This is a genomic window from Kitasatospora sp. NPDC023176, assembly GCF_055560495.1.
Genome location: NZ_JBVHIP010000017.1, coordinates 22,902 through 38,073, shown reverse-complemented (window position 1 = coordinate 38,073; position 15,172 = coordinate 22,902). Strand labels below are relative to the sequence as shown.

At 73.7% G+C, this 15,172-nt stretch carries 11 protein-coding genes; all 11 read right to left on the bottom strand.

Translation table 11 applies throughout. The annotated features are described in order from the left end of the window. Positions 1-2 precede the first annotated feature (2 nt). Entirely contained in the window at positions 3-1,298 is a 1,296-nt protein-coding gene (locus ACZ3YL_RS22910) for a DUF4910 domain-containing protein (protein WP_465659447.1), read from the bottom strand. Beyond that, entirely contained in the window at positions 1,295-2,320 is a 1,026-nt protein-coding gene (locus ACZ3YL_RS22905; RefSeq protein WP_188306049.1) for an NAD-dependent epimerase/dehydratase family protein, read from the bottom strand. Before ACZ3YL_RS22905 ends, ACZ3YL_RS22910 begins: the two co-directional genes overlap by 4 nt. A 3-nt stretch (positions 2,321-2,323) precedes the next feature. Then, on the bottom strand, positions 2,324-2,971 hold the full coding sequence (locus ACZ3YL_RS22900; protein WP_188306050.1) for a PIG-L deacetylase family protein: 648 nt from the start codon (positions 2,969-2,971) through the stop codon (positions 2,324-2,326). Next, positions 2,968-3,771, bottom strand: a complete 804-nt coding sequence (locus ACZ3YL_RS22895) for a sugar phosphate nucleotidyltransferase (protein ID WP_465659444.1) — start codon at positions 3,769-3,771, stop codon at positions 2,968-2,970. Before ACZ3YL_RS22895 ends, ACZ3YL_RS22900 begins: the two co-directional genes overlap by 4 nt. After that, entirely contained in the window at positions 3,768-5,003 is a 1,236-nt protein-coding gene (locus ACZ3YL_RS22890; protein ID WP_465659443.1) for a class I SAM-dependent methyltransferase, read from the bottom strand. Before ACZ3YL_RS22890 ends, ACZ3YL_RS22895 begins: the two co-directional genes overlap by 4 nt. Then, a complete protein-coding gene (locus tag ACZ3YL_RS22885) occupies positions 5,000-6,274 on the bottom strand; it encodes a glycosyltransferase (RefSeq protein ID WP_465659441.1) in 1,275 nt (424 codons plus the stop codon). The genes ACZ3YL_RS22890 and ACZ3YL_RS22885 overlap by 4 nt, the downstream gene beginning before the upstream one ends. A gap of 8 nt (positions 6,275-6,282) precedes the next feature. Next, positions 6,283-7,530, bottom strand: coding sequence for an O-antigen ligase domain-containing protein (locus ACZ3YL_RS22880; RefSeq protein ID WP_465659439.1), 1,248 nt, complete (start codon positions 7,528-7,530; stop codon positions 6,283-6,285). A 1-nt stretch (position 7,531) separates the two neighbouring features. Next, positions 7,532-9,049 (bottom strand): right-handed parallel beta-helix repeat-containing protein, encoded by a 1,518-nt coding sequence (locus ACZ3YL_RS22875; protein WP_465659437.1) that lies wholly within the window; start codon positions 9,047-9,049, stop codon positions 7,532-7,534. A gap of 9 nt (positions 9,050-9,058) precedes the next feature. Beyond that, the gene (locus ACZ3YL_RS22870; RefSeq protein ID WP_465659435.1) at positions 9,059-11,011 is read right to left on the bottom strand and encodes an alginate lyase family protein; all 1,953 of its coding nucleotides are present in this window, start codon (positions 11,009-11,011) and stop codon (positions 9,059-9,061) included. Next, the gene (locus ACZ3YL_RS22865; protein WP_465659433.1) at positions 11,008-13,203 is read right to left on the bottom strand and encodes a bi-domain-containing oxidoreductase; all 2,196 of its coding nucleotides are present in this window, start codon (positions 13,201-13,203) and stop codon (positions 11,008-11,010) included. The genes ACZ3YL_RS22870 and ACZ3YL_RS22865 overlap by 4 nt, the downstream gene beginning before the upstream one ends. Before the next feature lie 61 nt (positions 13,204-13,264). Then, the gene (gene asnB / locus ACZ3YL_RS22860; RefSeq protein WP_188304752.1) at positions 13,265-15,172 is read right to left on the bottom strand and encodes an asparagine synthase (glutamine-hydrolyzing); all 1,908 of its coding nucleotides are present in this window, start codon (positions 15,170-15,172) and stop codon (positions 13,265-13,267) included.

Below are 15,172 nucleotides of genomic sequence, written 5' to 3'. Positions count from 1 at the left end.
CGTCACGCCTTGATCAGCCCGGCGCCCTGGAGGGCGTCGGCCGCGACGGCGACGGTGTCGAAGGGCAGCCCGGAGCGCTCGGCGACGTCCAGCAGGCTGTGCTCACCGTCGGAGAGGCTGAGCACCCAGAGCATCGCCAGCTGTGCCTGCTTGGCGTCGCTGCGCCCGCCGAGTGATTCGTACAGTCCGCGCCGGCCCAACTGCGGTTCGCCGTACGGGCTGAGGTTGAGGTAGCGCCGGTTGCGGTCGAGCACGGCGAAGGCCTCGCGGCAGACGGCGAGGGTGTCCGCCATCGCCTCCGCTGTGACGAAGGCCGGGTTGTCCGCCGAGGTGTGGTACTCGGGGTACCCGGCGTACGGGGTGCGGCTGAGCGAGCCGACGCCGAGGTCGAACCCGGGCGAGCAGAACTGCCGCTCGTCGTAGCCGTACGGGGTGAACTCGGTGACGCGGTGCGGGCGTTCGGAGCTGGACAGGACGTGCCGCAGCACCCGGTCGATCTCCGCGTCGCCGCGCCGGCTCTGCTTGTACGTCAGGTCGCCCCGGTCGCCCGCGCAGGCCAGCACCAGGCCGTGCTTGACCCGGTCCACCCGTTCGGCGTTGCGGGCCAGCCAGGTGATCGCCCCGATGGTGCCGGGGGCGAACAGGAACCGGTAGGTGTAGTACGGCGTGCGCTGCGCCAACTCCCGTGCCAGGAAGGTCGCGACCGCGATGCCGGCCAGGTTGTCGTTGGCCAGCGACGGGTGGCAGACGTGGCAGGAGACGATCACCTCGTCGGCGACCTGCCCGGGGACGACGTGCTCGGCGTAGCTGAGGTGGCCGTCGGCGAGGGTGGAGTCGATCCGCACCTCGTACTCGCCGTCCGGCAGGCCGTCCAGGGTCTCCTGGGCGAGGCAGAACCCCCAGGTGGGCGTGTAGTAGCTGGTGCGGTACGGCACCCAGCTCGGGTGCTCCGGCAGGGTGTGGAGGTGCTCGCGCAGTTCGGCCAGCGGCATGGTCGCCGCCACCGGCACGCTGTAGCCGAGCACGTGCAGGCTGGACGCGGCGAAGTCGACGACCCGCCTGCCCGTGCCGTCGGCGATGTAGGCGTCCCGGATGTTCCACTCCTGGGGCACCGTCCAGTCGAGCACCTGTGTCCCGGTCGGCACCTCGTGCACCCGCAGCGGCAGGTACTCGCCGATGATCTCCAGGGTGGCGCGCACGCCGTCGCCGGTGATGCTCCGGCAGAGCGGGTAGAGCCGCTCCACCAGGGCGTGCATCTCCTCGCCCGCCGTGGTCATCTCCTCCCCCGCCGTGGTCATCGGCGCCACCGCAGGGTGTCGTCGACGGCGCCGGCCTCGGAGGCCTCGCGCAGCACCGCCAGCCGGGTGAAGCGCCGCTCGAAGCCCTCCCGGGTGAGCCCGAACCTCCGGTAGGCGTCGGCGAGTTCGAGCGCGCCCCGCTTCACCGTCCACTCGCAGTCGAAGCCGGGCAGCGCGGCCCGGAACCGGGAGAAGTCCACCCGGTAGGAGCGCGGGTCGGCGCCGTTCTCCCCGGTGATCACCACCTGGGCGCCGGCCACCGCCTCGGCGACCTGCTCGGCGATCTCGGCGACCGTGACGTTGTTGACCTCGCTGCCGATGTTGAAGGCCCGGTCGTGCACCGCCTCCCGGGGCGCGTCCAGCGCGGCCGTGAAGGCCCGCGCGATGTCGGCGGCGTGCACCAGCGGGCGCCACGGGGTGCCGTCGGAGAGCACCAGCACCTCGCCGGAGAGCAGCGCGTGGCCCACCAGGTTGTTCAGCACGATGTCGGCGCGCAGCCGGGGCGAGTAGCCGAAGGCGGTGGCGTTGCGCAGGTACACCGGGCTGAAGTCGCCGTCGGCCAGCGCGTGGAGGTCGTCCTCCACCCGCACCTTGGACTCCGCGTACGGCGTCACCGGGCGCAGCGGGGCGTCCTCGGTGACCAGTTCGTCGCCGCCGGCGGCGCCGTAGACGGAGCAGGTCGACGCGTACAGGAAGCGCCGCACCCCGGCGTCGCGGGCCAGTGCGGCCAGCCGCACGGAGGCGTGGTGGTTGATGTCGTAGGTGAGGTCCGGCGCCAGCGAGCCGAGCGGGTCGTTGGAGAGGGCGGCCAGGTGGATCACCGCGTCCACGCCGGCCACGTGCTCGGCGGTGACGTCGCGCAGGTCCACCCGCCGGCCCGGCGGGTCGGCGGGGACCGGGCCGAGGACGCAGTTTGCGAACAGCCCGGCGTCCAGGCCGACGACCTCGTGTCCGGCGGCGGCGAGGACGGGAGCCATCACGGTGCCCAGGTAGCCCTGGTGTCCGGTCAGCAGTACGCGCATGGTTCAACCCCCCAGGTTGAGAGTGGCTTTGGTGACGTCGAAGGCCTCGGCGTAGCGCGCGTGACACTCGATGCCGCGGATCCGGGCCAGCCCGAGGAAGGCCTCCCGGTCGTACCAGGGCCGGTGCCGCTGCGAGGGGTAGTGCTCCTGCAGCAGCCGGACCTTCTGTTCGGCGGTCTCCGGGGACAGCGGCTGGTACGCCGTCGGACGGCCGAGGTCGCCGTCCCACTTGACGATCTCGTAGCCGAGCACCAGGTGGTCGCGGAAGGCGGTGGTGACCAGTCGCGCCAGGCCGCGGTGGTCCTGGTGGGCGTCCTCGGTGCGCGGTGCCAGCAGGAGGTCCGGTTCGCACCGCCCGCGCAGGTCCTCGACGGCGGCCTTGGCCTCGTCCCAGTGGGCGGGCAGCCGGCCGTCGGGCAGTTTGAGGACGGTCAGCCGCAGGTCGGCGCCGGGGCAGAAGGCGGCGAGGGCGGCCCGCTCCTCCTGCTCGCGCTCGCCTCCGCCGCCGGAGAGCACCAGGGCGTCGACCCGCAGGCCCGGCCGCGCCCGGCACATCGTCAGCAGGGTGGCGCCGGCGCCGATGGCGATGTCGTCGCAGTGCGCGCCGACGGCGACGATCCGCTCCAGCGGCCCGGGCCCGAGCCGGATCACGAGGTCCTCACCCCGGCCTCGGCCCCGGCCCGCTCCCACACGGCCCACGGGCGGTCGCCCTGGGCGTAGGCGGCGTCCAGCGCGGCCCGTTCCTTCACGGTGTCGGTCGGCTTCCAGAAGCCGCGGTGCTGGTGGGCCACCAGACGGCCGCGCTTGGCGAGTTGGGTGCATCCGTCGGCGACCAGGTCCCCGTTCTCCGGGATGTGGTCGAAGACCTCCTGGCGGAGCACGAAGTAGCCGCCGTTCTCCCACAACGGCAGTTCGCTCACCGCGGTGATGCCGCCGACCAGGCCGTCCTCGCCGAGGTCCACGCAGTGGAAGGAGGACTGCGGCGGGACGACCATCATCGAGGCGCCGGCGTCGCGCTCGGCGAAGCGGTCGATCATCTCCGGCAGCGGGGCGTCGGTGAGCACGTCGGCGTAGTTGGCGAGGAACATCTCGTCGCCGTCCAGGTGGTGGCGCACCCGGCGCAGCCGCTCGCCGATCGGCGACTCGATGCCGGTCTGCGCGAAGGTGATCGTCCAGGAGGAGATGTCGGTGGACAGCAGCTCGGTCTTGCCGCCCCGCAGCACGAAGTCGTTGGAGGTGGTCTCCTCGTAGTTGAGGAAGAAGTTCTTGATGTGGTGGGCCCCGTAGCCGAGGCACAGGATGAACTCGGTGTGTCCGAAGTAGGCGTAGTAGCGCATGACGTGCCAGATCAGCGGGCGCGGGCCGACCATCGCCATCGGCTTGGGCGCGTCGTCGGAGGCTCCGCTGCGCATCCGCAGCCCGTAACCGCCGCAGAACAGGACGACCTTCACGGCTTCACCTCGACGACGCTGAGTTCCGGGATGGGGAAGACGAGCCGGCCGCCCCACTCGTGCACGAAGGACAGCTGCTCGGTCAGTTCGGCCCGCAGGTTCCACGGGAGGACCAGGACGTAGTCCGGCCGGTCGGTGGCTATCTGCTCGGGCGGCAGGATCGGGATGCGGGTGCCCGGGGTGAACCTGCCGTGCTTGTACGGGTTGCGGTCGACGGTGTACGGGAGCAGGTCGGGCCGGATGCCGCAGTGGTTGAGCAGGGTGTTGCCCTTGCCCGGGGCGCCGTAGCCGACCACGGTCTGGCCGCGCTCGGCCGCCTCGATGAGGAAGCGCAGGAGGTCGCGGCGGACCTTGGCCACCCGGGCGGAGAACTCGGTGTACCCGGACAGCTCCTGGAGCCCGGCGGCCTTCTCCCGGTCCAGCACCTCGGCCACCCGCCGGCCCGGCTCGCCGGCCGCCTCGGCCGGGCGGGCCCACAGCCGGATGGACCCGCCGTGGGTGGGCAGCAGCTCGACGTCCACCAGGGTGAGTCCGCCACTGGCCAGGGCCCGGGCCGCGGAGGCGACCGTGTAGTACTGGAAGTGCTCGTGGTAGATGGTGTCGTACTGGTTCTCCTCGATCAGGGTCAGCAGGTGCTGCACCTCGATGGAGACCCAGCCGTCGTCGGCCACCAGGGCGCGCAGCCCCCGGGTGAAGCCGACCACGTCGGGGATGTGGGCGTACACGTTGTTGGCCACCACCAGGTCCGCCGGGCCGTGTCCGGCGCGGACGTCGGAGCCGGTGGCCGGGTCCAGGAACGCGGTGAGGGTGGGCACGCCCGCCTCGCGGGCCGCGGCGCCCACATTCACCGACGGTTCGATGCCCAGGCAGCGGATCCCGCGGTCCACCACGTGCCGGAGCAGGTACCCGTCGTTGCTGGCGACCTCGACCACGAAGGCGTCCGGGCCCAGGCCCAGCCGCTGGACGGCCCCGGCGACGAAGGTGCGGGCGTGCTCCACCCAGGAGGTCGAGTAGGAGGAGAAGTAGGCGTACTGGGTGAAGGTCTCCTCCGGCGTGATCAGCGGCGGGATCTGCGCCAGCCAGCAGTCGGTGCAGACCCGCAGGTGCAGCGGGTACGCCGGCTCCGGCCGGTCCAGTTCGTCCGCGGCGAGGAAGCTCTCGCACGGCGGGGTCGCCCCCAGGTCGACGACGCTCCCCATCGCCGTCGAGCCGCAGAGTCGGCATCGTGTCATTGACTGCTCCCGTTCCCGCCCGCGCGGGTGCCCCGCCGCGGGCCAGCGTGTCCGTTCCCTGCCGGCGGCGCGCCGTTCGCGCCGCCGGACCGCTGCGCGATCGCGCCGCGGTACCCCTCCACCAGGCGCTCCAGCCCGACGGCCGGACTGAAGCCCTGCTCGTAACGGCGCCGGGCGGCCCGCCCCAGCTCCTGGTTGTGCTCCGGCCCGGCCGTGATCCGGCGCAGGCAGGACGCGAGCGAGGCCGCCTCGCCCGGTCGGTGCAGCAGCCCGGTCACCCCGTCCTCGACGAGTTCGACGAAGGCGCCGTGCCCGGCGGCCACGGCCGGGACCCCGGCCGCCATCGCCTCCACCACCACCAGGCCGAAGGCCTCCAGCCAGGTCGAGGGGGCCACCACGGCGACCGCCCCGGCCACCGCCTGACGGCACTGCTCCTGGTCGTACAGGCCGACGTGGCGCACGTCCGCCCGCCCGGCCGCCCAGCCCCGCACCTCCGGCTCCAGCGGCCCCGCGCCGGCGATCACCAGCGGCACGCCCACCCCGCCCCGCACGGCGAGCTGGTCCCAGGCGGCCATCAGCAGCCGTACGCCCTTGGCCTCGGCGAGCCGGCCGAGGTAGAGCAGGTGCTTGCCCGCGCCCGTCCGGCCGATGCCCGGCTCGGGCACGAAGTTGTGCTTCACCGTCAGCCGCTCGGCCGGCATCCCGGCCCCCACCAGGACGTCGCGCTGCGCCGCGGAGATGCAGAAGAAGCGCTCCACCCCGGACCGCCAGCGCCGCCGGTTGACCGACAGGCTCACCGCCAGCGGCACCGTCGCCAGCCGGGAGCCGCGGTAGCAGCCGTGCCGGACGGCGGGCAGCGGCGCCACCCCGACGCACTCGGTGCACGGCCGGCCGTCCCGCCGCAGTGTGCCCGGCGGGCAGACCTGGGTGTAGTTGTGCAGCGTGGCCACGACCGGCACGCCGGCGTCGGCGCAGGCGGCCAGCACCGCGGGCGACAGCAGCGGGAACACGTTGTGGACGTGCACCACGTCCGGCCGTTCGGCGCGCAGCCGGGCGGCCAGCTCGGTACGGACCGCCGGGTTCCACGGCACCAGCAGCGGCACCGCGGCCTTGCCCGGCAGGGACTTGGCGGCGATGGAGTCGCTGCGCCGCTCGAACAGCTCGACCCGGTGGCCGGCCTCGCGCAGCAGCGCCACCTCCTGGTCGACCACCTTGTTCTCCCCGCTCGGCTGCGCCGAGGCGTAGCGGTTGTGCACCACGAGGACGTGCATCGTTCAGGTCACCTCCGTTCTGTGGGCCGGGTGCGGGGTGCGTCGGGGGCCGCGGGCGCCGGGAGGGGCGCGGCCGTGGCGGGTGCCGCCAGCAGTGAGGCGGCCACGGTCAGGTGCAGCAGGTACGGCGAGGCATCGCCCAGCCCGGCCTCGGTGTAGGAGGCGATCGCGCAGTAGCTGATCAGGAAGATCGCGCCGGCCCGCGTCGGCGACGGCGGCCGCAGCAGCGCGACGCCACCCAGCACCAGGATCATCGCCGCCACCAGGGCGACGCCGGCCAGGCCCTGTTCGTTGTAGACGGCCAGCCAGCTGTTGTCGATCGGCAGCCCGCCGAAGGACTTGTCGCCCAGGCCCTGGCCGAACAGTTGCTCCACGGTCGTCCGGGGCGCCGCCAGCAGGGCGTCCCAGACCTTGGCCCGGCCGGTGAGGTTGGAGAAGTTCTCCTGGCTCTGTCCGCGCAGGAACCAGGCCTGGAGCAGCGAACTCAGGCCCACCGCGGCCACGGTGGCGCCCAGGACGGCCCAGCTGAAGAACCGGCGGGCGGCGGCGCTGGTCAGCAGGAGCGAGCCGATCGCCAGCGCCAGTCCGATGATCAGGCCGAGGGTGGCGGTGCGGGTGTGGGTCAGCGCGAGCAGCACCAGCGAGGGCACGATGACCGCGGCCGCACTCGCCCCGGTGGTCCGGCGGCTCAGCAGGAGCAGCACGGTGAGCCCGATGATCACTGCGGCGTACTGGCCGATCTGCGGCGGGGTGAGCGGCCACAGCGCGCCGACCAGCCGGCCGCCGTAGACGTCGGGGAAGGCCGCGCCCGGTGAGATGACCAGGCCGGCCGCCACCGAGACGAGCACCGCGAAGTACATCCGGATGTGCTGCCGGACGAACCCCTCGCCGCCGTCCCACCAGCGGCTGAGCAGCCACAGCGTGCCGACGAACAGGGCCAGTCGGAAGCAGCGGAACAGCGCGCCCGCCCCGGACTCCAGGTGGGCGCTGGAGATCACGCTCAGCACCAGCAGCAGGGTGAGCAGCAGCAGGTAGGCGCTGGGCCGCACGCGCAGCCGGAGGTTGACGAGGAGCGCCAGCGCGAAGGCGGAGACCAGCGCGCCCATGGTGACCATCTGGATCAGCGAGCGGGGCAGCGGGATCACGGTCTGCGCCCCGGCGGAGCCGAGGGTGTTGAGGATCAGCAGGCTCCAGACCAGGCCGACGGTCTTCGGGGCGCCGGCCGGCCGGACGTGCGCGGTCAGGTCCTGGTCCATGTCAGCCACCGCCCCCCGGCCGCAGGGTGCTGCCCGTGTCCTGCTGGTAGGGCGCGGCCTGCCACTGTCCGAAGTCGAGGGTGCGGCTGGGGTCGTGGGCGACGAAGCTCCACGGCCCGACGTAGGTGTTGTCGTGCCAGCGGTTCTGCTGTTTGCCGGTGATCGCGTCGGCCACCGGTTCGCCCTTGTACGGGGACCAGTCCGGGAAGGTGCCGTAGTTGGACAGCACGGCCATCCGGCCGCAGTTCACCGTGCAGCCGACGACGGACGGGTCCATGGTGAAGCGGTTGTCGTGGATGTCCACCCGCTGGGTCTTCCAGCGGCAGTCGGCGAGGAGCGGTGCGGTGGCGATCGCCGGCTGGGCGCAGCGGGCGGTGTCCTTCACCAGCAGGGTGCAGTCGCCGGAGGAGGTGTTGGCCGGGCTGTTGCAGAACCGGTCGGCGTTCTCCCACAGGGTGATCCCGGACCAGTTGTCCTCCAGCAGGTTGCGGTCGATCTCGATCCTGTCGGTGCGGGCCGGGATCCGCGGTTCGCCGCCGGACTCGGACAGGTAGACGGTCGGGTAGGGGAAGTCGTCGCCGCGGTCGGCGGCCCGGCGGCCCTCGACCCAGTCGTTGCGCCGGATCGTGTTGCCGGCGATGACGGCGTTGTAGCTGGTCTCGTAGATCAGCGCGGCGCCGTCGTTGGCCTCCAGGACGTTGCCCTCGATGCGGAAGTCGTTGTTGTCGGTGTCCGCCCACAGCCCGGTGCCCCGGTTGTCGTGCACCCAGTTGCCGCGCACGTCGGCGCCGTTGACGGCCCAGAACTTGACGCCGCCGGTGCAGCCGCAGCCCGGCTGCTTCTGCTCCCACTGGTCGGTGTCGTTGCCGGTGATCTCGTTGCCCTCGAGCAGCAGGTCGGTGATCGGGGCGCCGGTCTTGTAGGCGTTCAGGCCGTACTGCCCGTTGCCGCGCAGACAGCTGGCCCGGACCCGCTGGTGGGCGCCGGCCATCAGCCCGGCGCCGGAGTTGTCCTGGATCGTCGTGTGCTCGACCACCCAGCCGTCGGCCGAGTCGTGGTTGACCACGCCCTCGTTCTGCGGCGCGACGAAGCCCTGCACGGTCAGGTAGCGGATGGTGACCTGGCCGGCGCCGCCGCCGAAGGCGTACTGGTTGGTCTTCCCGCCGTCGAGCACGGCGCCGGGCGCGCCGAGGTAGCTGTCCCCCTCCTTGGGGACGACCTGGGCGTAGCGGTCCGCTGCGAGCCGGTGCGTTCCCGGTTCGAGCCAGAACGTGGTGTTCGGGGGGCTGTTCCTGGTCTTCGCGGCCAGGTCGCCGACCACCGCCGGGTCGACCGTCACCGCGCCCGCGGGCGCCGCCGCCGGCCCCGCCGTCGGGGTCGCGCACACCCGGGCCACGGCGACGGGCCCGGGCGGCCCGCTGGTCGGCTGCGGCGGGGCGTCCGAGCCGCTGGTGCAGCCGGTCGCCAGCAGCAGGGCCAGCGACGCCGCCGCCCCCAGGTGCCGCCTCGTGATCCCCACCTCCGCCCCCTAGCCCCGGAACCTGAGCACGGTGGTGAACCCCTGCGCGCCGTCGGTGAAGCCGGTGCCGACCAGCGTGGTGGCGGGCTCCTTGCGGCCGAAGCCGGCCGAGTACCAGCCCAGCGGCGGTTCGCTCTCGCCCCGGTGGGCCCGCCAGGTCAGCCCGCCGGGCAGGTCGAGCACCGCGGAGCGCTCCTCGCCGTCCCTGGTCCAGGTCAGCGCGGCCCGGTTGCCGGTCAGCTCCGCGGTGATCGCCGGGCCGAGGTGGAAGGCCAGCCGCGCGGCTGCCCGGCGCGGGCCGCGCACCTCGTCGACCACCCGCAACTCCCGCTCGGCGGCGTCCAGTTCGACCCGGCGGCGGTGCACTGCGGGCCGGTAGCCGTCGTGCTCGGCGCACCAGCGGGCCACCCCCTCGTCCGAGGTGCCGGCGACCAGGACGCGGCTGCGGGCGTGCCGCGTCCACAGGAACGGGCCTCCGGAGACGGACTGGTCGGCGCCATCCAGCTCCAGGGTGTTGTGGCCGAGGGTCGAGCGGAAGTGGCGCCGCCACTCGGGCTGCCCGTGGTAGCAGTACGTCCCCGGGTCGGCGAGCACGTCGACGCCGTCGTGCCGGACCTCCACGGACAGCGCGTCCGCGTGGGCGTGCGCGGCGATGGACAGGAAGCCGTGCGGGCCGCCGTCGCAGCGGCACCAGATCTCCCCGGGGCCGCGCAGCACGGTCAGGCCCGCGTCGGCGAAGTGGGCCGCCCGGCGGGCCGGGCGGGTCACCCTGCCGTCCTTCCCGTACGGCCGGATGAGCGCGGCCAGCAGCGGGGTGCGCGCGTCGGCTGCGGGCACCGCGGGCCACCAGTCGAGCCGGCCGAACACGGCGCCCCCGGTGGCCAGCAGCGAGGCCCAGCGGTCGGTGCCCGCGCCGTCCAGGACCAGGCCGTGGCCGTCGTCCGCGTCCCCCTGGCGCGGCGGGCGCAGCCGGTCGTCCACCACGGCCGCGAGCGCGTCGGTCATCCGCAGCAGCACCAGCCGGACGGTGCTGGGGACGGGCACGGCTGCGGCGTCCGCCTCGGCCAGCGCGGCCAGGCCGAGTTCCAGGACGAGTCCGTGGTACTCGGTGGCCAGTTCGCGGTTGAGGCCGGAGGGGAAGGTGTTGCCGCGCAGGTGCCGCTCCAGCGAGCGCAGCGCGTCGGAGCGCCAGCGCGCCGAGGCGGGGAACCAGTCGAAGGCGCAGGCCGCGGCGAACTGCCCGGCGGCCTCGGCGATCACGTGGTTGTTGGCGGAGGAGCCCCGGCTGGGGAAGGCGGCCAGCCAGCGCTGGTGGTGCCGGATCTGGTCCTGCGCCACCGGGTTGGACTCGAACAGCGCGGGCGTGCCCGGCCAGCCGTCGAGCAGCCGGCGGATCCACACCCAGGAGAGCAGCCGGACGCCCAGCTCGATGCCGCTGATCCAGTGCACCCCGCGCAGCGGCGGGTTGGCCGCCCACCAGGACCGCAGGTGCTCGGCGACCCGCTCGGCGTAGCGCTCGTTGCGGGTGACGGCGTAGCCGGCGGCGAGCACGGTCAGGTACTGGTGCCGGGACGGCTCCCAGATCTGCTTGATGTCCCCGACGGCCCCCTCGTCCCGGTACGGCAGGTCGAAGGCGTAGCCGGCGGGGGCCCGGCGCCCGGTCTTCGGGTCGTACCACCAGTCCGGGGCGGCCAGGTCGTCGCGGCGCACTCCGAAGAACTCGGCGTGCCCGTCCATCAGCCGGTCCGCCTCGGCGGTGAGGCGTTTCACGGCCTCCGCCGGGACGGCGGCGAGCGCCTCGGCGGGCAGCACGGCGGTGAACCGGGCGCCGGTCAGGGCCGGTCCGGGCGCCGGCGCGGTGCGCCATCGCCGCCGGCGCACCGCGTCGCCGACCCGGCCGCCGACCTCCCGCGGCCCCATCCGGGACAGCCGCCGCAGGTACCAGCCCGCGCTCATGGTCATCGCGTCCCCGCCAGCGTCACCGGCGCGCCGCCCGCCAGGCCGGCCTGGACGGCGAGGGTGGCCGCCGTGGTGGCCGCCAGCGACTCCAGCGGCACCGGCATCGGCCCGCCGGTCCGCACCGCCCTGACGAACGCCGCCAGTTCGGCGGACTGGCCCTTGTCCCGGGCCGTGGGCAGCCGGGAGCTGACCCACCGCTTGCGGCCGGCCGTGCTGTCGAAGTACACCGAGGCGCGGACGAAGTCGTCCAGCTTCAGCACCTTGCCGTCCGCGACCAGGTCCAGCGTCTCCTTGGGGAAGCCGGGCGCGCCGGTGGTGACGTAGCTGAGGGTGGCGGTGGAGCCGTCCGGGTAGCGCAGCACGATCTGGAGGTCGTCGTTGCCGGCCGGGGCGACGGCGTAGACCGAGACCGGGTCGGCGTCCAGCAGCCAGCTCGCGGTGTCGATGAAGTGCCCGCCCTCGCCGGCGAACCGCGAGCCCTCGGTGCCCTGCCGGAGGTACCAGCTGCCGTGCTGCAGCCGGCCCGCGTTGACCAGGTAGCGCAGGCTGGCCGGGCCGGTCCGGACGCCGAAGCGGCTCCTGGCCTCCCGCAGCAGCGGCGCGAAGCGGCGGTTGAAGCCCACCTGGAGGCGGTCGTTGCCGGACTCCGCCACCGCCGCGAGCACCCCGGCCAGTTCCTCCTCGGTGAGGGCCAGCGGCTTCTCCACGAACACCGCCTTGCCGGCCAGCAGGGCCCGCCTGGTCAGTTCGGCGTGCGAACTGTGCCGGGTGACCACGAACACCGCGTCGACGGCGTCGTCCCCGAGGACGGCGTCGAGGTCGGTGGTGGACCGGGCGAAGCCGAACGTGCGCTGGGCGTTGGCGGCGGACAGCGCCGTCGTGGTGACGACGGCGGACAGCGCGACGCCCTCGCGCCGGGCCAGGTGCGGCAGCAGCATCGACGTCGCGTAGTTCCCGGCGCCGACGAAGGCCAGCCGCACCGGCGACCCGGAGGGCCGGGCGGCGGTCCTGGTGGGGCGGGGCACCGCGGGCACCGCCACCACCGGGGCCGGCGCCTGCTGCTCGGCCGTGGCCCCGGCGTACCGGAACAGCACCGCCACGGCCTTCAACTCGCCGTCCTTCAGGCGCCGGTAGGTCTCCACGGCGTCGTCGAAGTCGGCGAGGTGGGAGATCAGCGGCTCCACGTCGACCCGGCCGCGGGCGGCGAGGTCGAGGAAGCAGGCCAGGTTGCGGCGCTCGGTCCAGCGCACGTACCCGATCGGGTAGTCCCGCCCCTCCAGCTCGTACGCCGGGTCGTAGCGCCCGGGGCCGTACGAGCGGGAGAACCGGACGTCCAGCTCCTTCTCGTAGTACGCGTTCCACGGCAGGTCCAGCCGGCACTTGCCGATGTCGATCACCCGGCCGCGGTCCCGGCTCAACCGGGCGGCCAGTTCGACGGGCTGGTTGCTGCCGCCGCCGGCGGCCAGGTACACCTGGTCCACGCCGTGACCGTCGGTCAGCTCGGCGACGGCGGTCTCCACGGCCGCGGACCCGGGGTCGCCGCAGGCCACCGCGCCCAGCCGCTCGGCGAGTGCGCAGCGCACCGGGTCGGGGTCGGCCCCGACCACCCGCACCCCCGCGGCGGTGAGCAGCTGCGCCACCAACTGCCCGATCAGCCCGAGGCCGATCACCAGCGCCACCTCGCCGAGCTGCGGCTCGCCCTGGCGCACGCCCTGCAGAGCGATCGACCCGACGGTGCCGAAGGCGGCGTGCCGCGGGACGAGGCCGTCCGGCACCGGGGTGTAGAGGTTCCTGGGCACCCAGTTCAGCTCGGCGTGCAGCGCGTGCTCGTTGCCCGCGCAGGCCACCAGGTCGCCGGCCTTCACGTCGTCGACCCCGGCGCCGACCTGTTCGACCACCCCGCACAGCGAGTAGCCCAGCGGCGTGTAGGAGTCCAGCTTGCCCATCACCTTGCGGTAGGTGGCGGGCACTCCGTTGACGGCGACGCTCTGCATCACCTTGGCCACCTGGTCCGGCCGGGAGCGGGCCTTGCCCAGCATCGACATGCCGGCCTCGGAGACCTTCATCAGCTCCGTCCCGGTGGAGATCAGCGAGAAGGCGGTGCGGACCAGCACCCCGCCCGGCTTGCACGCCGGCACCGGTACGTCGAGCACCGACAGTTCGCCGCTCTTGTAGTTCTGCACAACCTGTTTCACCGCAAGTCCCCTTGTTCCTCGTGTTCCTCAGCCTGTTCGTCGTCGAGCGAGCGCGCTGACCTCAGCCGGAGGTCGCGCCCCGGTACCAGTACTCGAGGGTCAGCACGTGCCACAGATGTTTGGAGTGGTCCCGCTGCCCGGCGGCGTCCTCGGCGACCAGCCGGGCCAGCGCCTCGCGGCGCAGGAAGCCGGAGTTGACGAGCACTCCGTCGTTCACCACCTCGCGCACCAGCGGCGCCAGGTCCCGGCTCATCCAGGCCCGCAGCGGGGCGCTGAACAGGCCCTTGGGCCGGTACACGATCTCCCGGGGCAGGACGGACAGGGCCGCCTCCTTGAGGACGGCCTTGCCCTGCCGGCCGACGATCTTGCGGTCGCCGGGCACCGCGAAGGCCGCCTTCACCACCTCGACGTCCACGTACGGCACCCGCACCTCGGTCGACGCGGCCATGCTGGAGCGGTCGGTGTAGGCGAGGTTCAGGCCCGGCAGGAACATCCGGGCGTCGCCCAGGCACATCCGGTTGACGAAGTCGTCCAGGTCGTTGTCCTGGTAGACGTCCGCGTGCTCGGTCAGCACGTCGTCGACCGTCCCGGCCAGGTCCGGGTTGACCAGGGCGAGCAGCTCCGCCCGGTCGTACATGGTGTAGCTGCGCCGGAACGCCGTCTCCTCCGGCAGGTCGGCGAAGGACAGGAAGCGCTTGGCGAAGCGCACCGAGCGGTACCCCCGGCGGGCGGTGGCGACCGGCAGCCGGTCCACGGCCGCGGACAGGCCGCGCCGCAGCGGCCGGGGGACGCGCTGGTAGCGCAGCGCGAGCTGGTTGGCCAGGTGCTTGCGGTAGCCGGCGAACAGCTCGTCGGCGCCCATCCCCGAGAGCAGCACCTTGACCCCGGCCTCCCGGGCGGCCGAGCAGATCAGGAAGGTGTTGATCGCGGCCGGGTCGCCGATCGGCTCGTCCAGGTGGTACGTCATCCGCGGCAGCAGGTCGAGCACGTCCGGGGCGATCTCGATCTCGTGCAGGTCCACGCCGAACCGCTCGGCCACCCGCCGGGCGTAGCGCAGGTCGTCCGGCATCGCCTCGAACCTGGCGTCCTCGGCGCGGAAGCCGATCGTGTAGGCGGAGATCCCGGGGCGGTCGCGGGCGGCCAGCGCGGTCAGGTAGCTGGAGTCCAGTCCGCCGGAGAGGAAGGTCGCCACCGGGACGTCGGAGAGCAGATGACGCCTGGTCGACTCCTCGACGACGGCGGCGAGGTCCGGCCGCTCGCCGGCCCGGGCCCGGTCCCGGCCCTCGGCGGCGACCTCCCGCAGGTGCCAGAACCGGCCGCGCTCGACCCGGCCGTCGGGCCGGCACCGCAGCCAGCTGCCCGGCGGCAGCTTCTCCGCCTCGCGGAACGCGCAGCGCGAGTCCGGCACCCAGTAGTAGAGCAGCGAGGCGACCAGCGCGGCGTGGTCCACCTCCAGCGAGCCGCCGGTGACGGCGGCCAGCGCCTTGAGCTCGGAGGCGAACACCAGGCCCCCGCCGCGCCGCACCAGGAACAGCGGCTTGATGCCGAGCTGGTCGCGGGCGAGCACCAGCTCACCGGTGCGCTCGTCGAAGATCCCGAACGCGAACATCCCGCGCAACCGGGGCAGGCAGTCGGTGCCCCAGCGCCGCCAGGCCTCCAGCAGCACCTCGGTGTCGGAGGTGCCGCGGAAGCGCGCCCCGGCGGCGGTCAGTTCGGCGCGCAGCTCGGGCGCGTTGTACAGCTCGCCGTTGTACGTCAGGACGAGGCCGTCCGAGGCCATCGGCTGGGCGCCGGTCTCGGACAGGTCGACGATGGCCAGCCGGCGGTGCCCCAGCTGCACCTCGCCGTCGCCGAGCGGGTGGCTGTAGCGGCCCGCCCCGTCCGGGCCGCGGTGGGCGAGGGTCTCGGTGAGCTGGTCGGTCACGGCCTTGCCGTCCGGCCATCGGTACGTGCCCGCGATGCCGCACAT